The sequence below is a fragment of the Acidovorax sp. A1169 genome, assembly GCF_030704685.1.
GTDB lineage: Bacteria > Pseudomonadota > Gammaproteobacteria > Burkholderiales > Burkholderiaceae_C > Acidovorax.
Map to the genome: position 1 here is coordinate 44,741 of NZ_JAUZDX010000019.1, position 20,980 is coordinate 65,720.

Consider the following 20,980-nt stretch of genomic DNA (forward strand, 5'->3'; position numbering starts at 1 on the left):
GTCATGCAAATGTCATGATGAGCTTGCATGCTTCGCCCATAACAACAACAAAAAGAAATGGAGGGACATCCATGGCAAGAGAGAACAACCCCGAAAAGATAGACACCCTGGGCAAGCGCCTGGGGATGCTGCTGTTCAGCGGGCTCTTCGCAGCGGCCTTTGGCCTGGGCGGCTACTTCGCGGGGCTACAGCCCCTGGCGCAGACGCTCCAGGCGGCGCTGCAGGTGCGCAGCTGGCAGCCGGTGGCGGCCCAGGTGCTGGGCACCGAGCTCAAGCGCCACACGTCCAGCGACGGCACCACCTACCGGGTGCATGCCCGCTACCGCTACGAATTCGCGGGCCGGCAGTACGAGGGCACCCGCGTGGGGCTCGACCCCGAGGCCGGTGCCGACAACATCGGCGACTGGCACCAGCACTGGCACGGGCTGCTGCAAAGCGCCCAGTCCCGTGGCCAGCCCATCACCATCATGGTCAACCCGCAGGCGCCCGCGCAGGCCCTCATCGACCCTTCCATCCGCTGGGCGCTGCAGATGTTCCGCGTGCCTTTTGCCCTGGTTTTCACCGGCGTGGGGTTGGTGGCAGCCTGGTTCTTCGTGCACATCCTGCTGGGCGGGGGCGGCATGAAGGAGGAGGCAGAACTGGGCGCTGCGCCCGAGCCCCTGAAAAAGGGTGCGGCCAGCAAGTCGGCGGGTGCCACCTGGTTCTTCACCGTCTTCTGGTGCGGCATCGCCTTCCCCATGGCCGCCATGCTGTGGACCAACAACGGCGCGCCCTGGTTCGCCAAGGCCTTCATCTCGATCTTCGTCATGGTGGGGGTGGGGCTGATCGGCCTGGCACTGCACCAGACGCGCCAGGCCTGGCGCTATGCGGGCGCGGCGCTCACGGCGCTGCCGGCCCGGCCGCGCGCCGGCCACCCGGTGGAGCTGACGCTGCTGCTGCCCGAGCGCGCCGCTGCCCACCAGCAAGAGAGCCGTCCACAACTGCGCCTGGCCCAGTACCGCGTGGACGAGTCAAGCTCGGGCTCGCCCGAGCGCTGCGTGGAGTCATTCACCGAAGCGGCGCGCATGCAGCGCACGGCCGATGGCGGGCTGCGGCTGGTCGCGCGCTTCGATCTGCCGGCCGACGCGCCACCGCACGGCAGCCAACGCTCCGGCGAGCGCGTGGACTGGCGGCTGGAGTTGCTGCACGGGCCGGACGGCTCGGTGGAGCTGACTTACGACCTGCCCGTGCAGGCCGCGCCGCGCAGCTTCGGCGGTGGTGGCGGCGACGAAATGCCCGACCGCTTTGACCGGCGCGTCGCCTGGAAGCAGGTGGTACCCATCGCGCCGCTGAGCGAGGCCGAGGACGCGGATGAAGGCCCCTCGCCTTTGCCCCCTGCGGTCACGCTGCAGGAAACCCCAGAGGCATGGAACTACGAATTCAGCCAGAGCGGCTGGCGCTGGGCCGCCGCCCTGGTGCTGGCCGGCCTGGCGCTGGAGGCAGTCATCAACGGCCGCCTGGGCCCGCAGGGGCTGGCGCTGCCCCGCGGATTCTTCCCGGCCGCCGCCTGGATCGGCCTGGCCGCTTTTGCCCTGCATGCCGCCACCCGCCGCTGGACGCTGACCGTGCAGGACGGGGGCATCACCGCGCGCCGCCACTCCTGGCTCTGGTCGCGCGCCGACACCGTGCCCGGCGATTCCAGCCGCAACCTGGCGCACAAGCTGCTCTACACCACGGGCAGCGGTGCCAGCGAACACCGCTACCACGCCGTCTACGCGCGCGGGGCAGGCGATACGCTGGTGCGGCTGACCCCCGGCCTGGGTGGCGAGGCGGCGGCCACGGCCCTGGGCCATTCGCTGGCGCAAGCCTGGGCGCACCGGCGCGGCCGCTTTGCCGCCGGCATGCAGCGGCCCGCGCGGGCCCAGCACTCCCGCCCGGCCTGGGGCGCGCTGCTGGTGCTGGCCCTGGTGGTCTGGTGGGTCGTGGGGCCCAAGGTGGCTGGCACTGCGCGCCGCGCGCCAGCGGCAGAGGCACCAGCGCCCGCCGTGTCGTACTCTGCGGTGGACGGCCGCCTGCTCGACGCCCAGAATGCAGGCGATGCCCCAGCCCTGCGCGCCGCGCTGGCCGCCGGCGCCAACCCCAACCTGCTGGCGCCCAATGGTTCCAGCGTGCTCATGTTGGCCGCGCACCGGGGGCAGATGGAGCACATCGAGGCGCTGCTGGGCGCCGGTGCCAAGCCCGACCTGCGCCAGACGCAAAAGGACAGCGAGCTGGGCGACACCGCGCTGCTGCGCGCCTTCTACGGCGGTAACCTGGCGGCGGCCCAGCGCCTGGTGCAGGCCGGGGCCAGCCTGTCAGCGCGCAACCGCTGGGACTGGGGCCCCGTGCACATGGCCGCGCAAAGCGGCTGCATCGCCTGCCTGCAATGGCTGGCCGCGCAAGGCCAGCCGCTGGATGAACCCGCAATGGCCAGCCGGGGCGAAACCCCCACCATGCTGGCTGCCGGCCGGGGCCGGGTGGAGGCGCTGCAGTGGTTCGAGGCCCGGGGCATCGACCTGGCGCGCAAGGACCCCCATGGCAAGACCGCGCTGGACTGGGCGCGCTTCAAGAAACAGGCTGAAGCGGAGCAGTGGCTTTTGGAGCGGGCGCGCTGAGCGTGGCAGCCTATGCTTTTCGCTTCACCTGCGCACGCAGGTAGGCCACCAGCCGGTCCACCCGCTGCACCATTTCCTTCTTCATGGCGGAAGGCGCCGTGCGCTGTTCATGCGCGCGTTTTTGCTGCGCCATCTCCTGGAACTGCTCGCCGCCATACAGCCAGGCACTGACCAGCGCGGCGTAGCCGAAATTCTTCTGCGCGTGTTCTGCCAGCGTCTTGTGGCCTTGGGGGTTGCCCGCCAGCGGGAACACGGTGGTGCCTGACATGATGGCGTGCATGCCCAGCGGCGTGCGGGTCATCTCCAGAATGGGGCCCACCGGGTCTTGCACCTCCTTCACCATGCGCTGCAGGTCTGCCGAACCCTTGATGGGGAAATAGGCATAGGTGTCCTGAAAAATCCCGACATAAAAATTCAGCTGGCGCCGGAAATACATCTCGTCATGCTCGGGAAAGACGGCCCTCAGGATGTTGGCGATTTCTTCGCTGAACACGTTCACGTCGATGGTCAGGCACGGCAGGTGGTTGGTGTTCGAAGTCAGCAGCGTCACGCCCTGCCCACCCGCCGGAGTGGGCCGAAAATACGTCGCCTCCGCCTGGGCGTGGTAGTACGGCACCTCGATCGCCTGCCGGGGTGATATGAAACCGTGCTGTGGCAGCATCGACGAGAGCACCGAGCGCATCTCGTCGCGCGCCGACGCAAGCGCCATGGACAGGGGCGCACGCGCGGGCGCTGCGGCGGGCGTGGGTGCCGGTGCCGCTGTGGGTGCGGGTGTGGCCGAGTCCAGGGGCGCTTCTTCCAGCACCTGCATCGCCTGTTTCCAGAAGTCGGTGCGCTCCGGCGGCAGCACGCGGTGGGGCGCCACCAGCGCCAGGCCCACCTGGTCGTCCAATACCGTCAGGCCCAGCGCATTGGCGCGCTTGACCACGGCGCCCAGCAGCTTCATGCGGTTCTCGGCGGGCAGTGAAAACGTCCACACGGCCTTGCGGCAGTTTTTCGCATCTATGACCGGATCGCCGTCCCAGGGCGCCTCGCCGCAGTCCTTGTAGGCCACCATCTGCGCAGCCAAGGCCGCGAACTTGGGGTTGGGCCCGGGCTCCAGAAGCTCCAGCTCGAACCAGTTGCGAAGGGCTTCCTCGAACGACGTCGGAATGGCCTGGCCGGCCGGGGGTTCCCAAACACGAAGGTCGTAGCTCATGGTGCGGGTGTGAAATAGGGTGGGGCGGTCTCAAGACGGAGGCTTTGCAGCAGCATGGCATCCATCTTCTCAGAGTTGGGCAAGGAGCAGCAAATGCTGCACCAACTGCTGCGCATGCTGTGGCAAATCTTCCAGCCTGCGCAGGCACAGCACCAGTTGCCGATCGGCCCAGGCATCGGTCAGTCGCACGGCCTTCACGCGCTGCGCGCGGGCGTGGCGCATGGCCGCCGCGCGCGGCAGTATGCCCACGCCCACCCCCAGGCCCACCAGCTGGCACACGGCCTCGAACTGGCGCAGCCGCACCCGGTAGCGCAGCCGCTGGCCCTGGCGCTGGGCGTGGCGCACCACCAGGGCCTGCAGCGCGCTGCCTTCGGCCAGGCCGATGAAGTCCAGGTGTGCCACCTCGGCCAGCGCTACGCTGCGGCGCGCGGCCAGTTCATGCCCCTGCGGCACCACCAGCACCAGCGGGTCAGGGCGCAGCACCTGTGTGGCCAGGCCTTCCAGGTCCACGGCGTCGGATACCAGGCCCATGTCGCACAGGCCGGCGCGCACCGCGTCGGCCACCTCCTGGCTGGGGCGCTCGTCCACATCCACCGAGATGCGCGGGTGCTGCGCCAGAAAACCCGCAATCGCCTGCGGCAGGTACTCGCTCAGCGCCGAGCTGTTGCACAGCACGCGCACATGGCCCGCCAGGCCCGCGCCGTACTCGCCCAGGTCGCCGCGCAGTTGCTCCATCTGCTGCAGCACCAGCCGCGCGTGGTGCAGCAGAGTGTGGCCGGCCGGCGTAGGCTGCACGCCGCGCTGCGCGCGCAGCAGCAGGGGCACGCCCAGCGCATCCTCCATGCCGCGGATGCGCTCGCTGGCCGATGCCAGCGCCATGTGGCTGCGCTCGGCACCGCCGGTGATGGTGCCGGCCTCGTGTACGTTCAAAAACAGCCGCAGGTCGGTCAGGTCAAAGCGCATGGGTCACAACCTACCACAAGCGCCTTCGGCCCAGCCTGAGGCTGGGTGCGCCGCATTCCGCATTTTCAGCAGCGCCCGCCTTGCCAAGAATGGCGGCCATGGCCTGCTGCACCGTGCGGGCCACCGAGGGAATGTCTGCGATGAATTCAGCACAATTTCAAAATTGTCCTACATGCCAGGCCCGAATGCTGGAGCAGCAGCCATGATGGCCGGCCTGTTCGGCGTGAGCTCCTGGGCCTGGCTGTTGGGTGCCGTCACCGTCTTTCTGGTGGCCGGCGGCGTCAAGGGCATCGTCGGCCTGGGGCTGCCCACCGTGTCGATGGCCCTGCTGGCGATGCTGATGGCACCGGCCGAGGCAGCGGCCCTGCTGGTCATGCCCTCGCTCATCACCAACCTGTGGCAACTGCGCCCCTGGGCCACGCTGGGGCCGCTGCTGCGGCGCCTGGGCGGCATGCAGGTGGGCATCTGCGCGGGCACCTGGCTCGGGGCCTGGGTGCTGGGGGCGCCGGCAGGTGCGTGGTCGCGTGCATTGCTGGGCGTGGCGCTCATCGCCTATGGCTGCTGGGGCCTGGTGGGCGCGCGCCTGGCGGTGCCGCCCCGGGCCGAGCGCTGGCTGTCGCCCCTGGTGGGCTTTGCCACCGGCTGGGTCACTGCCGCCACCGGGGTCTTCGTGGTGCCGGCCGTGCCTTACCTCCAGGCGCTCGGCCTTCAAAGGGACGCGCTGGTGCAGGCCATGGGCATCTGCTTCACCGTCTCCACCATCGCGCTGGCGGGCGGCCTGGCGCTCAACGCCAGCTACACCGCGTCCGCCCTCGTGCTCTCGGCCTGGATGCTGCTGCCCGCGCTGCTGGGCATGGCCCTGGGCACGCGCATCCGCCAGCGCCTGTCGGCCGTGTGGTTTAGGCGCTGCCTGATGGTGGGGCTGCTGGCGCTTGGCACTTACATGGTGGTGGATGCGCTGGCATGGCACGGCTTCTCGTCGCACGGCGGCGAGAGCGAAGGGGCGATGCGCACGGCGCGTGAGGGTTCTGGTTAAACCGGCCCTGGCAAGACTGGCTTGGCCGCACTCTCCAGCACCCACAGCGCCGCCCGCGCGCGCGTGGTGGCCACATAGAGCATGTTGCGCTCGCGGTAAGCCTCCTGGTGCGATGCGGGGCCGGGAAAGCGCCCGCGCTCCACGAAGGGAACGGCCACAAAGGTGAACTCGCGGCCCTTGCAGGCGTCCACGCTCAAGAGGCGCAGGCTGATGGGCTCCTGGCTTTGGTGCATGCCGATGCTCGTCGTCACCAGCAGCGTGAGCCGGCCCAGCAGCTCTGCCACGGGCAGGCCGTGCGCCAGGCGGGCCAGGCTTTGCAGGCTGGCCAGGCAGGCGCTGCGCTCCGTGCCGTTGATGGGGGCGTCGGCAAAGATGCGCCGCACTAGCGGGTGCTGGCAGAACGCACCGGCATCGGCCAGCACGGCGGCCCGCGCCGCAGCGGGCAGGGCCATGATCTCGGCGCAGGCATCCTTGAGCTCGGGCGCATTCGGGTTCAGCGTGCCGTGCGCGATGTAGCGGCGCATGCGCGCGGCGCCGCTGTGCAGCGTGGCGGCGAGCTTGCTGCCCTCGTCGGCGCCGGGCAGGTCGGTCCAGCCCGCGTTGTCGAACTGGCCCTGGGCCAGCAGGTCCACGTCCGCCGCGCCGCTGCGCGCCGTGCGCCGGCCATAGTGCAGCAGGCCCTCCACGGCGGCGCCCACGATGCCCGGGGTCAGGTAGCGCTCGTGGCCGTCATCGCCCTGCAGCGCCCACATCAGCGCCAGCGCCAGCGCCACCTCGCGGCGCAGGTAGAAGGGGCTCATGCCCTGGCAGCCATAGTGCACGCCCTCGTGGCCAAACACCCATTCGAGCAGGATGCTGTCCTGCGGGTTGCGCAGCACCACGTTCAGCGAACTGTTGTGCTGTGCGCCCTTGTCGCCCTTGCTCTCCTGCAGCGCGCCCCAGCCGTTCACGATCTGCCCATGCAGCTCCACCAGTTGCGCGGCGCAGTGCGCATCGCTGTCGTAGGTCTGGTGCGCAAACGCATCCGAGCTGCCCGCCACCGGCGCAAACTCCACGCCGAACAGCGGGTTCAGCGCTGCGCAGATATCGGCGCCAAAGCGGCGCGTGGTGTTGATGGTGAGCACCTGCGTGTCGGCCGGCAGGCATTCGCGCACGCGCTCCATGCCGCCGCCGAACACCGAGAACGAGCCCTCGTGGATGTGCTGGTTGAAATCCCCCGCGCCCACGAACAAGCCATTGCCGCCCTGCACCAGCTTGCGCAGCACCATCAGCGCGCCCTCGTCCAGGTCGTGCAGCTCGTCGAACAGCACGGCGCTGTAGCGCTCTTGCAGCCATTCAAACGGCTGGTCCCAGTCCAGCGCGCCCAGCTGGCGGCACAGCTCGAAGGTGCAATCGCCCTCGGCATAAAAGCGCGGCTCGTGGTTCATGCCCACGCGCATGCGCTCGTACTGCCCGTACAGGCGGCACAGGCCATAGTCCAGGTCGCGGTCTTCGCAAAAAGAGCGCAGGTCCAGGCCAGAGTCTTCTACCTCGCGCTCCAGCAGCCGCTTCTTGGCCAGCGCCTCGAAGGCCAGAAAGGCGTCGATGTCCACGTTCTGGCCCAGCAGGGCATCGTCGATGCCATCGCTGCCGCCACCACTGTCACTGTTGCGCTCCAGCTCCAGCCGCAGGGCCTGCTGCGCCTGCAGGATCAGGAAGCGCCTGCGCACCGCGTCGTCGAGCCGCTCCACCGGGTCGCCCTGTTCCTTGAGCACCTGCTCGCACAGCTGCTCCATGGTCAGCACTTCCATGCTGCGCGGCACCGCGCCGTGCAGCTGCAGCATGCGGTCGCGTATCGCCGTGACCCCGGCGCGCGAATACGCCAGCACCAAAATGCGTGGCGGCGCCGCCTCGCGCTGGCCCTGCAGGCTGGCCAGCAGGTTGCAGGCCTTCATGCACAGCGTGGTCGTCTTGCCCGTGCCCGCCAACGCGCTGATGATGATGGCCGACGCCGTAGAGTCCAGCACGCGCCGCTGCTCGGCAGTGGCCGTGATGCGGGCGTGGGCCCAGCTGCGCGCAGGCGGCTTTGGCGGGGTGGGCGAATTGTGCACAGGCATGTCCGGGAGAAAGGGGTGCCATTGTCCTTGAGAACGTGAAGACGTTCTCAAGCGCTGGTGCACGGGATATTCACCATGCCATTGCTGGTAAGTCTCCAGTAAGACGATTGGTTGGAACATCCGCCTGTCTTCAACCCCAATTCCCAAGCCTTATGGTCCAACTCCCAAAGTCCCCCGTATGCCTGTGCTCCCCGGCCTTGCGCACCGCAGCCCTGCTGGTCGCTACCACCGCATGCCTTCACGCCACTGCCCAGACCGTGTCGGGCCCGGGCAATGCGCAAGCCGCCGGTGCCGCAGCGGCCACGTCGTCCTCCCCATCTTCCTCATCTTCTTCCCAATGGGGGCTTGGCATTGGCGCGGGAATGTCGCAGTTGCCTTATGCGGGTGCGGACAACAAGAACAGCGCCCTGCCTTTGCTGTACTACGAGAACGCCTGGGTGCGGGTGCTCGGCGGCACGGCGGACTTCAAGGTGGGCAACTGGCCTCTGGGCGCGGCAAGCTCCGTGGCGCTCGATGCCCGCCTGAAGTACGACGACGCGGGCTACAAGCCCGATGACTCGCCCGCCCTGACCGGCATGGACGAGCGCAAGGGCGGCCTCTGGGGCGGTGGCGCGCTCACCTGGAACAACCCCGCGGTGCGTGCTTCTGCCGCGTGGACGGCCGACCTCTCGGGCAACAGCAAGGGCCAGAAGCTCGACCTGCAGCTGGACCGGCGCTTCGGCTTCGGCAACTTTGCGCTGACGCCGCGCGTGCAGGCGCAGTGGTCCGACAAGAAGTACGTTGACTATTACTTCGGTGTGCAGGCCCATGAAGCGCTGCCCCAGCGTGCGCAGTACACCGGCAAGGCCGCGACCACGCTGGAGGTGGGCGTACGGCTGGACTACCTGATCCAGCCTAAACAGACCGTCTTTCTGGACATGAGCGCCAGGAGCCTGCCCGACGAGATCAAGCGCAGCCCCATCGTCGGCCGCTCCAGCGCGTCGCGCGTGGCCGTCGGCTACCTCTACCGGTTCTGAGCCCGTGAAAGCCCGGTACACAGCCGATCCTTGCGAGACACCCCGCGCGCACAGGGTGGCATCGGGGGCGGCATCGGGGGTGGCATCGGCGCGGCCTGCATCAGCGGGTGCAGCGGACCTGCGCTGCGCGTCCTGCGCCGCACTGCGGCAGCGCGCGGCGCTGGACGCGGTGTTCGAGCACCTGCTGGCCGGCTTTCGAGAGGGCCTGCTGCTGGTTCTGCAGAGCGAGCCCGATGGCCCCGCCCGCCATCTGCGCGCCTATGTCCGCAGCATCCAGGGGCATGCCCTGCACCCCGTGGCGCGGCCAGGACGCTGGGCCCTGGTGTTCTGCAGGCCGCGGTACCGGGCGATCTGGTCGGAGTTTGCGCAGGAGCTGTGCGCTGGCGATGCGTTCGACCCCGCGCAGTCGGCCGCCGTGCGGCATGCTGCCGAAGCGCTCTGGTACAACCATGCGCTGGCATCCCCCTCCACCACGCTATTGACCGCCTCGTGCACACCCGCCCCCGCCGAGTCCGTGGGGGCATTGCTGCGCACCCTTCCCGGCGCAGCGCCCGCGACCCCGGACGACCGAGACCCCACGCCACCATGAACCGCATTGCGCTGCTTGAAGACCATGCCAGGCTGGCAGACCTGATCTGCCAGGCCTTGGCCAACGCGGGCATCGCCGCCGACGTGTTCCACGGGATCGACGCCGCCTGGCATGCCTTGCAGCACATCGAGTACGAAGTGGTCGTTGTGGACCGGGGGCTGCCCGATGGCGACGGGCTCACGCTGGTCAAGCGCCTGCGCGCCGCAGGGCGGGCCACCCCGTGCCTGATGCTCACGGCCCGCGATGCGCTGCACGACCGGATCGACGGGCTCGACTCCGGCGCCGACGATTATTTGACCAAGCCGTTTCCCATGGAGGAACTCATCGCCCGGGTGCGCGCGCTCCTGCGGCGCCCCGCGCAGCTGCGTGCGTTGACGCCTTCGCACGCAGACATCCAGCTGGACCCGGAGAGCGGGGAGCTGCGCTGCTCCACCAGCGTGTTGACCCTGCCCCCGGCCGAGATGCAGATCATGCTGTGCCTGGTGCGCAAGGGCGGCGCGGTCGTGCGGCGCTCTGCGCTGGAGGCTGCGGCCTGGGGCATGCTGGAGGCCGTGACCCCCAATGCGCTGGACGTTGCCATCCACCGCCTGCGCCGCAAGCTCGATGTGCTGGGGTCCAGCCTGCAGATCATCAACGTGCGAGGCCAAGGCTATGCCCTCAGTGAAGCTCCGTTGGCCGCGTAGCCTGCGCTGGCGGCTGCTGGCGGTGTACGGTTTTGGAATGGCGCTCAGCGCCCTCCTTGCCGCCTCTGTGGTAATGCTTTTGGGGGAGCCGTTCAACCGGTACATGCTTAAGTCCGGGGCCATTGGCTACGCGGAGGCGATCTCTCGCCGCGTGGAGTTCGGCGCCGACGGAATTCCCACCGGGCTGGACGAGACCAGGATCGAGCGCTGGGCATTCACCAGCCTGAGCGAAGAGGTCAAGATTCTCGTGACCGACCCCAGCGGCAAAGTGCATTTTTCCTCGGCTGGCAGTACCGCAGCCCTGGCGCCGGACGGTTCTGTATTCGCCCCCCAGCCCCAAGGCTTTGCGCTTGTCCTGGATGGCGTGCCCATGCACGCTGCAACGGTTCCCCTGACCCATCAGGGGACCCTGTGGTACGTGCAGTTCGCAGCCAGCGATCGGCTGGTTCTGCAGATGCGCCAGTCCTTTGGCATGCCTGCCCTGGTTCAGGGAATGATCGCGATCTGCCTGACGTTCCTGGTCGTTTTCCTCGTCACCACCCACCTGACGCTGATGCGCATGCTCAAACCGCTGCGAATGGTGTCCCAGGCGGCTCAGTGCATCACGCCGCAAACGCTGGACGCGCGCCTGGACACGCAGGGCCTGCCCGACGAGATAACGCCTCTGGTGGACGCATTCAACCGCGCGCTGGAACGGCTGCATGCCGGGTTCCAGACGCAGCAGGATTTTTTGGCGAATGCCGCGCACGAGCTCAAGACCCCCCTGGCGCTGATCCGCGCGCAGATCGAGCTGGAGCCATCGGGCAGGCGCAACCCCCACCTTATCCAGGACGTGGACCGCATGGCCCGGCAGGTGCAGCAGCTCCTGCACCTGGCCGAAGCCAGCGAGCCGCGCAACTACAAGATTGAGCCCATCGACCCCCGCTCGGCCGTGGTCGAGGCATGCAGCTACATGGACCGCGTGGCCGAGCGCAGCGGCGTTCAGATCTGTGTCAGCTGCGATGGCACCGCCCTGGGGTGGCGGGCAGACCGGGGGGGCCTGTTCACCCTGTTCAAGAACCTGCTGGAGAACGCCATCCAGCACAGCCCCGCTGGCGGCGTCGTCACATTGAAAGCCACCTCGTCCGGCTTCGTGGTCGCGGATCAGGGCCCCGGCGTGACGCCGCAAGACCAAGCCAGGCTGTTTCAGCGCTTCTGGAGAAGCCCGGAACGGCGCGACATTGGCGCCGGTCTGGGCCTTTCCATCTGCGAAGAGATCGCCCGCGCTCACCACTGGCGCATCGAGGCCCGGCCCGGAGTGCAGGGGCTGGAAGTCCATGTGCTGATGTCCACCCAGTTCTGGGATCCCATGCAAAGGCAGCCTGGGCGCTTGTGAGCCGCAGCAGTCGGTGGGAGTTTTTTGGGGGCTGGTAAGTGTGCAGAAAGGCGGTGCGCGCGACGATGGCCAACACCAAGGATGTCCTTGGCAACGGGCCATCTCCTCCGAAAGTACCCCATGAACCCCAGGAACTCAAACCTACCCATCCAAGCCACTGCTTCCGTCAACCATCGCATGCATCGTGGTTCTTGCTTCTCTGAGCGGCTCGGTTCACTTCCCACGGTTGCATGTCTGCTCGCTGTGGCTGCAGTATCCGCAGGGTGCTCCACCGCCCCTGGTCCAGATCCGCTGGAGGCCGCCAACCGAAAGGTGTTTGCATTCAATGAGGGTGTCGACAAGGTGGTCTTGAAACCGGCCGCAAAGGCCTACCAGGCGGTGGTGCCCACGGTGGCTCAAACCGGCATCACCAACTTCTTCTCGAACCTCCAGCAGCCCTGGACCTCCGTCAACTTGCTGGTGCAAGGCGAGCCCAAAGCCAGCCTTGGCGCGCTGGCACGTTTTGGAACGAACACGACCGTTGGAGTCCTGGGCCTGATGGACCCCGCCTCGGGTTGGGGCATGCGCGGCCGCAGTGAAGATTTCGGGCTGACGCTGGACACCTGGGGTGTGGGCTCCGGTAGCTACCTGGTGCTCCCCCTGTTCGGAGCATCGAACCTGCGTGATGCTCTGGCATCGCCGGTGGACAGCCTGGGCAGCGCCAGCTCCCACATCGCCAGTGCATCTGCGCGCAACACCCTGACCGTCACCCACCTGCTGAGCAAACGCTCGCAGCACCTGGGCGCGGGAGAACTCGTGGACCAGATGGCGCTGGACAAGTACGCGATGGTGAGGGACATGCACCTGAAGCGAAGGAACCGAGGCCGTGGTGCCGAGGAACTGCGCCCACAGCAGCCTTTGCAAGACCAGCCGTAAGCACACGCGGCGGGGCGACCCCACAGGGTTCGGCTACCGCATGGTCCTTTGCAGCACTCCCCCCTAGGCTTAGAGACGTTGCATTCGGCGCTGCCGTGGTGCTCATTGCCGCAGGGCCGAATCCCAGTGCTCCACGATCTTCCCGTTCTCGATGCGGAACATGTCGAACCAGGTAGTGGTGTACTTCTTCGATGCGTCCTTCGGATCGGGGTACTCGCGCACGAAGCTGAGCGTCACCAGGTCACGCTCGGCCGTGATCGAAACCAGGGGTGCCTTGATCCGGTCTTCCACCGGCTTGGGCGTGGCGTGCCGGCTTGAAATGAAGCCAACCAGCGCGGCCCGGCCGTTGGGCACATTGGGGTTGTGCTGAATGTAGCCCTCGGCCACGTATTTCTCTACCGAACTCACCTGGCCCGACTCAAAGACCTCACGCCAGAAGTCGTACACCAGGCGCTTGTTGGCAGCGATCTTGGGGTCGCTGCTGACGAGCTGCGCCGCCTGGTCAGTGGTCGGGGTGACAGGCGTCTGGGCGAATGCGGGCACCCCGAGGGTGATGGCCAGCGCGGCGATGGCGAGCAGTTTTGAATAGTGCATGGTGATGTGAATGGTTGCGATGGTGATATCTGCATGCACCTGCCGTGGCCGGCGCATGCAGGTGGTGGACTTGGCCAGCCCGGCAAAGTTTCTTACGGCGGGTTGCCCATTGCCTGGCGCACCAGCAGCGTGTCGGTGAATTGCTCGAAGGCCACGATCTGGCCGTCCTGCACCTTCCACACATGGGCCACCCGGGCCTGCATTGCCTTGCCGGTGGCGCGAAAGGTGCCGTGGTAGGTGCCCACCCCTATGACCTGGTCGCCCGCATCGATCAGGGTTTGCAGCTCGAACCGGTAGCCGATCCAGTCACGACCCAGCACGGCAAACACGTTTTCGGCCACCGCCTGCGGCCCCACCCAGGTGCCCGCGCACGGAAACCCGGCCATCTCGGTCCAGCGCACCTGCGGCGACACGTTGGCCATCATCTCCTGCACATTGCCCTGGGCCGACGCGGCGTAGTGCGCGCGCACGATATCGATAGGTTGGGTCGTCATGGCTTCAGCCCCACGTCATTTCGCCGGTGGCCACCTTGGCACCGATCTGCAGCGCCACGCCCATGCCGGCGTCGGGGTACCGCTGCGTCATGGCGGCGAACAGGGCGGCACTGTCGGCCGCCTTGGCCAGCTCCTGCTCAAAGGCCAGCAGGTAGTCGCGGGTGTAGGCAAGCGCCGATGCATCGGCAGCGGCAGTGATCGCCATGTGCCCTGGCACCACCACCGCAGGCTGGCGCGCGGCCATGGCATCAAGGTTGCTGATCCACGCGGCGCGCGCATCGGCGCCCTGCGTGTCTGCCGTCCACACGTGCACGCCAGAGAACACGAGCACCCCGCCGAAGACGGCGTTGAGCGACGGCACCCAGATATAGCGGCGATTGGCCAGGCCTTCGGCATTGGCTATGTCGATGGTGTGGCTTTCCAGCGAAAGGCTTGGGCCGTCAAAGGCTTCAGGCATCACGATGTCTGCCAGCGCCTGCGGGCCGTTGTCCTTGAGCTGTGGGCCCCAGGTGGCCAGCTTCTTTTCCACATTGGCTTGAATGGCTGCAATGGTGGCCGACGCAGCGATCACCCTGGCATCAGGGAAGGCCGCCTTGATGGGCCCCAGGCTGAAGTAATAGTCCGGGTCGCTCTGGCTGATGTAGATGGTCGTGAGCTTCTTGCCGCTGGCCTTGATGGCCTCGGCCAGCGCCTTGCCATCGGGCAGCGTGAAGCCGCCGTCGATCAGCACGGCATCGCTCGCGCCAGAGATGAGCACCGGCGCGCGGAAGAATCCGTGCTCGCCAGCGGGGAAATGTTTCCACGTCAATCGGGTCGTATCAGCCATGGCGTTTCACTCCTGAAAATCAACCATCGCGACGCCTGCGGCGGTTGCATTGTGGATCACTGATTGCAGCTTGGCGCGGCTCCATTTCCGGGCAGTTGCCGGCCCGGTGGAGAAGCGCTGGGCCCATGGTAGGCACTAACGATTGACTCTGAAATACATACATGCTAAACACAATGTATGCTAAAAACATACAATCAGGCCGACAACAGCCTGGGCGGGCTGGGCAACCTCAGGCGCCTGGCCTACTTCGTGGCGGTGGTGGAGACGGGCTCTTTCACCGCGGCAGCCGAGCGGCTGGGCATCACCAAGGCCGTGGTCAGCCAGCAGGTGGCCCGGCTGGAGAGCGAATTTCGCACCTCGCTGCTGGTGCGCACCACGCGCAAGGTGCAGCCCACCGAGGCCGGGCAGGCCTTCTACCTGCGCTGCGCATCCATCCTGCACGAGGCCGAAGACGCCTTCGACGAACTGGCCGAATCATCGGCAGAGCCATCTGGCACGCTGCGGCTCACGGCCCCCTTCGACTATGGCGTGGGCGTCGTCGTGCCGGCCATCGTCGCCTTCATGCAGCGCTATCCTGCCTGCAAGGTCGACGCCATCATGAGCGACCAGACGCTGAACCTCATGACCGGCAACATCGAGCTGGCGATCCGCGTCGGCTGGCTCGCCGAGACGGGCCTGCAGGCCCGCAAGATCGGTGCGTTCAGGCAACTGCTGGTGGCGCCGCCTGCCATGGCGCGGCAGGTGGCAACGCTCACGCACCCGGGCGAGCTGGCGGGGCTGCCCTTCGTCGCCAACACGGCGTTGCGCGACAACCTGCGGTGGGATTTCGCACGCGACGGGGCCGAACACCAGGCGGTGACCATGCAGGCATCCATCTTTCTCGATGCCACCCTGGCCGTGCGCGAAGCCGTGTGCCAGGGCGCCGGGCTCTCCGTACTGCCTGACTATGCGATTGCAGACCACCTTGCCACCGGCCGCCTCATCCAGGTGCTGCCGCAGTGGGAGCTGCCCTCGGGCGGCATCCACGCGGTTTTCCCCGCAGCGCGGTTTCGCCCAGCCAAGGTGCGCGCGTTTGTGGACCTGCTGGCGGGCAGGGAGGCGGTGCGGCAAGGCGCCAGCTCAGGCCAATAGCAGCGGTGCACGTTCGATGCCTACCGGCAGCCGGCTGACCGTATGTCCTCCGATTCCACCCGCAGCGTGCTGCCCGGCGGCGTGATGGCGCAGCGCGATTTGAAGTAGAACGACAGGCGGTCGCGCGTGGGTGTGCCCTTCACCAGGTAGGGCAGGTTGCCCTTGTAGACCGAGCCTGCTGCGGTGGCGGCGGCCGGGTCGTACAGCCCCTGGCTTATGTTGTGCCGGTCGGCAGAGTCGTCGAACGCCTGCGCCGTCAGCCGGCGAAACGCGTCTGCTGCCACGGCGGGGTCGCGCGCGCCCTTCAGGTACCGGTCAAACCAGGCCAGCGTGTAGTAGTTGATGGCGCTTTCGCCATACCGGCTGGCCGGCCCGCCAAACAGCGAAAAGTCCAGGTGCGTGGCCGCGCGCAGCACCAGCAGCATGCTGTCCACCCCAGCTGTGCGCACCTCCTGGTAGCCCAGGTCCTTGGGGTGCGGTTCGGCACCGCGCCCGCGGCCGGCCTGGGTGTTGACCTTGGCGGGCTCGGGTGGCTCGGTGTACGGCGCAATGGTGAAGTTGTAGTCTGCCCCAAAGCCCAGCGCCGGCGTGCGTATCGCCACGCCCGCTGGCGGGTCGATGCCGATCTTGTCCACCCAACCGCTACGGATCGTGGTCAGGTTGTCCCAGGCCACGATGGCGGAAAGGCGCTTGTCCGTCTGCCCGATCAGGCTGGCCGTGCTGGCGCCCTGCGAATGCCCGGCAATGCCCACCGTGCGGGGGTCCAGCTGGTTCCAGTAGGGGAAGTAGCTGCCGTCCGCCAGCGGCGCGCTGGGGGTGGAGAACAGCCAGTCCACCACGTCCTGCGTGTCGATGCCGTGGGTGCCGATGGCGGCCGTCGTATCCAGCGCGATGGTCATGTACCCCGCCTCGGCCAGCGACTGGCTGGCCGAGCGGTGCAGCCGCTTGCTGCTGCCGCCGCCGTGCACGATCACCACGGCAGGGTAGGGCCCCTCAAAGGACCTGAGCGTGGCCGGCATGCCGCTGCAGGTGCCCGCTGCGCAGGGCCGGTACACCTCGGTGGCAACGGCCTTGCCCAGCCGGCCGGGCGCACTGGTCTCTGCAAACCGAAAGCGTGTGTTGGCATGCAGGGCCGGTGTGCGGTAGGCGTCCAGCGCGGGCAGCTTGCCTGCGGTGAACAGGGCGGCGGGTTGCTGCGCAAAGTCGTCGGTGCGCTCGCGGGCACAGGCCATGTTGTCCGCGTCGCGCTGCTTCCATGCGTCCGAGCCGGGCGCGGGCGATTCGTGCCGCACAGCGCCCTTGCAGTCGTAGACCAGCGCAGCGGCAGGGCCGTCGTCCGACCCGCCGCAGGCCGACACGGCCACGGCCATCAGCGTGCCCAGGGCCATCGCGCCCCACAGTCCGCGCCAGCGGGTAGTGTGTTGGTGGAGGTGCTGTTGCATGTTGCTGCGCATCACTTGGCACCCCCGGCGCTCGCGTTGCGCTTCATGAACGCCGCCAGCGGCCGGATCACGTTGTTCGTCGCATCGTCATCGGCCGTCACGATGCCCACGTGCGAGTAGCCCTCGCTCATGTGCACCTCAAAGCCACCGTCCACCCCGCCGTACTGGCGGTTGACCACCAGCGTGGGTTGGCCGGTGGGCGTGCGCGCAATGCCGGCCTTGCAGCTGGCTGCGGCGCAGGGCGCTATCGCCTCGGCAAAGCCGCGCCAGATGCCGGCCACGGGTGTGAGGCCATTGGTGCCGCCAAACGCTATGACGGGGATGTTGATCTTGCGCGCCTGCGTCTGGTTCACGATGTCGGCCCGGCCGCGCCCGCCCTGGCTGGCGGGCAGCGACAGGGCGCTGGTGTCCAGCCCCAGATTGGCGCCGCCGCTGCCTTCGGCGTTGCCCAGCAGCAGGCCCGAGCTGGGGTAGTACCAGTCGCTGTAGGTGGTGTTGCCCACAAACAGCGCGCGCGACATGCGCTTGAGGTTGGTGGGCTCCACCTCCTTGCCCCAGGCCGGCGGGTTGGCCACCAGCGTGGCCGGCTGCGGGCCAAAGTCGCGATAGGCCGCTGCGGGCAGCGGGTCGGTGTTGTCCAGCCAGGTGCGCAGGCCATCCGCACGCGCCGGGCCCAGGGCGCCCATGGATACGGAATAGAACACCGTGCGCTGCAGGTTGTCATCGTCCATGAAGGTGCCGATGGCCGCGCCCGCCGTCACGGCAAAGTCGCGCTTGGTGAAGTCTGCCACGCGGTTGTAGACGTTGTTGCCCGCCACGCCCCCCTGGTCTGCCTGCAGCAGCGCCTGCGTGCCGTTGACCGTGCCCTCAAAGGCCATCTGCATGCCTGCGATCTCGGTCGATGCGCTCACGCGCGGCGTGAGGCCCGGGCGCGACACAAACCCCGGCTCCGCCCCCGAGGCCACTGCCGCATACAGCCCGCCATCGGCCGCGCGCACCACCGCATCGAGCTGCGCCGCCGTGGGCGCGCTCGTTGCCAGGGCACCGCCGGGGCCCTCGAACAGCACCAGCCCCTTGAGCTTGGTGTAGCCCGGCTGCGCCGGCCCCGTGCCCGTGAGGTTGAAGTCCGTGGCTGCATAGCGCGCCACAAAGCCCGTGCCCGCCGAATGCCCGCCCAGAAACACATTGCCATCGCGCGCCACCGTGTGCGCTGCGGTCACCACCGCGTCCAGGTCCAGCGAATGCACCTGCGGCGTCCAGTCCGCCAAAAACGGGATCTCGCGGCTGTCATGGAACACCGCGCGCCGCGCCAGCTTGGCCGGCAGTGGCAGCCCCAGTTCGCCACCGTACAAGAAGTTCAGGCCCAGCGCCGCATCGCGCTCGCGCTCGGCGATCTGCAGGCCCTCCATGTCCTGCAGCGCCACGGACCGGCGGTCTACCCCCCACACCTCCACCACCGCCTGGTGGTCGGCCCACATGCGGCGCACCAGGTTCTCGGCCAGGATGAGGTAGCTGTGCGAGGCTGCCAGGGTGCCCGGCATCGCCACCAGCACCGCATCCACCGGCTTGCCTGTATTGGCCGCCAGCCCGTAGCGCGTGTAGCGCACCCGGTTCAAATCCGGCCCCGCCGCGCCAAACTGCGTGGCCAGCTTGCTGCCCGCTGCCACGGTGACGCCTGTCGTGCCCGGCGTGCGCGCCGCCTTGGCGCGGCTGGCCAGCTCGTGCGTGCTGATGGTGAACTCGCCGGAGGTGGTGCCACCATCCACCAGCGCCTGCCCACCACCGCCGCAGGCCGTGAGTGCAGCGGCCAGGGTCAGGCTCAGCAGCGTGCGGCGCAGGGGCACGCCGGTGTGGTGGTTGCCGGTATCTCTTCTGTTCTTTTGCATGCTTGTCTCCTTGATGGTGTGGGAAGTGGTGGGTAAAAAATGGGCGCAAGCTGGCGCTGCAGGTGCATCGACGGGGCAGCACACACGCGGGTTTGATCCGTTGCGGCGCAGTGCGCCGTGGGTGGGGGGGGGCTCGCTCAGGCCGGGTAAGTGGTCACTTCAGTAGCCCGGCCTCCAGGTAGTCGAGGAATTCTTCTTGCTCTCGCGCTTCGTTGCCGGGCATCGAAAGTTCCATGGCGCCAAAGGGCGAGCGCCGCATATAGCTGCGGTACGAGATGCCGTAGTACACGGCGTTCATGGTCAGCAGCAGCCGAAACTGGATCGTCTCGCGCCCCACGGCGGGCATCAGCGCCTGCAGCCGCGCCAGGGTCAGCTCCAGCGTGCGGCGGTGTAGGGCGGCCGATATCTCCTGCCCCTTCTCGCCATAGTCCCACCCCAGCCGCCCGATGAAGTTGACCGCATCGCGCCCCAGCGCGGGCTCGCTCAGCATCGCGATGACGGGGCCGAAGGCCGCCTCCACCACATCGCGCACGGTGTAGCCCGGCTGGTGGGCCAGCGCCTCAAGCCTTGCGCAGGCCCGCGGCTCCAGCCATTGCTGCAGGAAGTTGGTGATCGCTTCGATCAACTCATCGCGCCCGCCAAAGTGGTAGTGCAGGGCCGAAGGGTTCTGCGCCCCCGCCGCGATCACGATGCGCCGCAGCGACACGGCATTCATCCCCTCGCGCGCCATGAGATGCATGGCCTCTTCGATCAGGCGGGTGCGGGTGGCTTGCGGGTCGATGGGGGAGAGGGCTGGCGGCGAAGGATCATCGGCAGGCGAGGCAAGGGCAGGCGTCATGGGTTGAATAATGCACTTGAATTAATTCATGTGCATTAGGGTTGGCCCTCAATGCATTGCATTTGTGTAGCGATCCCTCCACCAAGCGCAAAATGGCGTGCATCTTGCGTTGCTGTTGGCCTGTGCCAGGCAATGCATGGCCGTGTTCGTACTCTTCCTAGCCAAGGTGCCTTCGATGTTCTCTATCCTCCACTCCTTCCAACCCGCGCGCAGGCTGCTGCTGGCCCTGGCCGCAGCCGTGTCCATTGCCGGCTGCGCCACGGCACCCTCTGCGAACACCACCACCAGCACCGCGCCCGTCCGCGTCAAGGTCTTCGTCGCCGCCATGTTCGAGATCGGCAAGAACACCGGCGACCGCGCGGGCGAGTTCCAGCACTGGTACGAGCGCTACTGGAAAGACGCCACCCCCATCACCGTACCCGGCGCCCTGGGCCCCGTGTACTGCAACGCCGACGGCGTGTGCGGTGCTGTGCTGGGCATGGGCAAGGTCAATTCGTCGTCGTCCATGCAGGCCATTCTGCTCAACCCCCAATTCGACTTTGCGCAGGCGTACTACGTGATCTCCGGCGTGGCCGGCACACCGCCGCAGCGGGGCACCATTGGCGACGTGAGCTGGGGCACCTGGCTGGTGGACTACGACCTGGGCCACCGCTGGGCGCCTGAGGAAAACAAGGCCGGCGAGCCCACCTTCATGCCGCGCAAGGGCTATGAGGAATACCGCCGCTTTCAGCTGAACCCCCTGCTGGTCGACTGGGCCATGAACCTCAGTGTCGACGTGCCGCTCAAGGATTCAGAAGGCGCCCGCGTGTACCGCCAGCGCTACCCCGACGAGGCCGCCCGCCGCGGCCCCAGCGTCATCACCGGCACCCACATGACCGGCGACACGTTCTTCCACGGCCCCGGCATGTCCAAGCAGGCCCAGTACATCGCCAAGCTCTACGGCGCCGACGACTACGTGATCACCGAGATGGAGGCCGCGGCCATTGCCCTGGTGGTCAAGCGCACCCACGGCACCGACCGCCTGATGAGCCTGCGCGGGGCGGTCAATTTTGACCAGGGCAACCCCAAGGAAACCACGCTGCAGCACTTGGACCCGGCGCCGGGCGAAACGGCCGGGGGCTTTGCGGAAACCGTGGAGAACGTGGCGCTGGTGGGCACGCGGGTGGTGGACCACATCGTGCGGAACTGGGGGCCGTGGCAGGGTGGGGTGCCGGCGCGGTAGGGGTGGGCGCAAGCGCAAGATCGGCGAAGAGAGCGAACCGCTG

General features: G+C 67.9%; 18 protein-coding genes. 9 read left to right on the top strand and 9 right to left on the bottom strand.

Annotated features, from left to right (window positions below; genetic code table 11):
• Window positions 1-71 precede the first annotated feature (71 nt).
• A complete protein-coding gene (locus QYL93_RS24785) occupies window positions 72-2,633 on the top strand; it encodes an ankyrin repeat domain-containing protein (protein WP_305746156.1) in 2,562 nt (853 codons plus the stop codon).
• A 10-nt stretch (window positions 2,634-2,643) separates the two neighbouring features.
• Here QYL93_RS24785 and QYL93_RS24790 read toward each other — a convergent pair whose 3' ends face one another.
• Entirely contained in the window at window positions 2,644-3,831 is a 1,188-nt protein-coding gene (locus QYL93_RS24790; RefSeq protein WP_305746157.1) for a hypothetical protein, read from the bottom strand.
• A gap of 69 nt (window positions 3,832-3,900) precedes the next feature.
• A complete protein-coding gene (locus QYL93_RS24795; RefSeq protein WP_305746158.1) occupies window positions 3,901-4,794 on the bottom strand; it encodes a LysR substrate-binding domain-containing protein in 894 nt (297 codons plus the stop codon).
• Window positions 4,795-4,996: 202 nt separating this feature from the next.
• On the opposite strand from QYL93_RS24795, the gene QYL93_RS24800 reads away from it, so the two are divergent.
• Window positions 4,997-5,830 carry a sulfite exporter TauE/SafE family protein gene (locus tag QYL93_RS24800; RefSeq protein ID WP_370877033.1) on the top strand — a complete coding sequence of 278 codons (834 nt, stop codon included), beginning with the start codon at window positions 4,997-4,999 and terminating at the stop codon, window positions 5,828-5,830.
• On the opposite strand, the gene QYL93_RS24805 is transcribed toward QYL93_RS24800, so the two are convergent.
• Entirely contained in the window at window positions 5,827-7,926 is a 2,100-nt protein-coding gene (locus tag QYL93_RS24805; RefSeq protein ID WP_305746159.1) for a UvrD-helicase domain-containing protein, read from the bottom strand. The genes QYL93_RS24800 and QYL93_RS24805 overlap by 4 nt on opposite strands.
• Window positions 7,927-8,078: 152 nt before the next feature.
• Between QYL93_RS24805 and QYL93_RS24810 the strand changes: the two genes are divergently transcribed.
• The 5 genes from QYL93_RS24810 to QYL93_RS24830 all read left to right on the top strand — a co-directional run bounded on the left by QYL93_RS24810 (window position 8,079) and on the right by QYL93_RS24830 (window position 12,504).
• On the top strand, window positions 8,079-8,942 hold the full coding sequence (locus tag QYL93_RS24810) for a MipA/OmpV family protein (protein WP_305746160.1): 864 nt from the start codon (window positions 8,079-8,081) through the stop codon (window positions 8,940-8,942).
• Window positions 8,943-8,946: 4 nt separating this feature from the next.
• On the top strand, window positions 8,947-9,531 hold the full coding sequence (locus QYL93_RS24815) for a hypothetical protein (RefSeq protein WP_305746161.1): 585 nt from the start codon (window positions 8,947-8,949) through the stop codon (window positions 9,529-9,531).
• Window positions 9,528-10,214 carry a response regulator transcription factor gene (locus tag QYL93_RS24820; protein ID WP_305746162.1) on the top strand — a complete coding sequence of 229 codons (687 nt, stop codon included), beginning with the start codon at window positions 9,528-9,530 and terminating at the stop codon, window positions 10,212-10,214. Before QYL93_RS24815 ends, QYL93_RS24820 begins: the two co-directional genes overlap by 4 nt.
• Before the next feature lie 37 nt (window positions 10,215-10,251).
• Window positions 10,252-11,589 (top strand): HAMP domain-containing sensor histidine kinase, encoded by a 1,338-nt coding sequence (locus tag QYL93_RS24825; RefSeq protein ID WP_305746163.1) that lies wholly within the window; start codon window positions 10,252-10,254, stop codon window positions 11,587-11,589.
• Between the two features lie 120 nt (window positions 11,590-11,709).
• Window positions 11,710-12,504: a VacJ family lipoprotein gene (locus tag QYL93_RS24830; RefSeq protein ID WP_305746164.1), complete on the top strand. Its 795-nt coding sequence runs from the start codon at window positions 11,710-11,712 to the stop codon at window positions 12,502-12,504.
• A 102-nt stretch (window positions 12,505-12,606) separates the two neighbouring features.
• Here QYL93_RS24830 and QYL93_RS24835 read toward each other — a convergent pair whose 3' ends face one another.
• From QYL93_RS24835 to QYL93_RS24845, 3 genes are all read right to left on the bottom strand, one after another.
• Window positions 12,607-13,098 carry a nuclear transport factor 2 family protein gene (locus QYL93_RS24835; RefSeq protein ID WP_305746165.1) on the bottom strand — a complete coding sequence of 164 codons (492 nt, stop codon included), beginning with the start codon at window positions 13,096-13,098 and terminating at the stop codon, window positions 12,607-12,609.
• A gap of 92 nt (window positions 13,099-13,190) precedes the next feature.
• Window positions 13,191-13,592, bottom strand: coding sequence for a nuclear transport factor 2 family protein (locus QYL93_RS24840; protein WP_305746166.1), 402 nt, complete (start codon window positions 13,590-13,592; stop codon window positions 13,191-13,193).
• A 4-nt stretch (window positions 13,593-13,596) separates the two neighbouring features.
• Window positions 13,597-14,418, bottom strand: a complete 822-nt coding sequence (locus QYL93_RS24845) for an MBL fold metallo-hydrolase (RefSeq protein ID WP_305746167.1) — start codon at window positions 14,416-14,418, stop codon at window positions 13,597-13,599.
• Between the two features lie 177 nt (window positions 14,419-14,595).
• On the opposite strand from QYL93_RS24845, the gene QYL93_RS24850 reads away from it, so the two are divergent.
• Complete coding sequence (locus QYL93_RS24850) at window positions 14,596-15,549, top strand: LysR family transcriptional regulator (protein WP_305746168.1); 954 nt, start codon at window positions 14,596-14,598, stop codon at window positions 15,547-15,549.
• 20 nt (window positions 15,550-15,569) lie between these two features.
• Here the strand turns inward: QYL93_RS24850 and QYL93_RS24855 are convergent, their stop codons facing one another.
• From QYL93_RS24855 to QYL93_RS24865, 3 genes are all read right to left on the bottom strand, one after another.
• On the bottom strand, window positions 15,570-16,991 hold the full coding sequence (locus QYL93_RS24855) for a S9 family peptidase (RefSeq protein ID WP_305746169.1): 1,422 nt from the start codon (window positions 16,989-16,991) through the stop codon (window positions 15,570-15,572).
• A gap of 11 nt (window positions 16,992-17,002) precedes the next feature.
• Window positions 17,003-18,877: a hypothetical protein gene (locus QYL93_RS24860; protein ID WP_305746170.1), complete on the bottom strand. Its 1,875-nt coding sequence runs from the start codon at window positions 18,875-18,877 to the stop codon at window positions 17,003-17,005.
• A 154-nt stretch (window positions 18,878-19,031) separates the two neighbouring features.
• A complete protein-coding gene (locus QYL93_RS24865) occupies window positions 19,032-19,715 on the bottom strand; it encodes a TetR/AcrR family transcriptional regulator (protein WP_305746171.1) in 684 nt (227 codons plus the stop codon).
• A 175-nt stretch (window positions 19,716-19,890) separates the two neighbouring features.
• On the opposite strand from QYL93_RS24865, the gene QYL93_RS24870 reads away from it, so the two are divergent.
• Window positions 19,891-20,937 (top strand): purine nucleoside permease, encoded by a 1,047-nt coding sequence (locus QYL93_RS24870; RefSeq protein ID WP_305746172.1) that lies wholly within the window; start codon window positions 19,891-19,893, stop codon window positions 20,935-20,937.
• Window positions 20,938-20,980 lie beyond the last annotated feature (43 nt).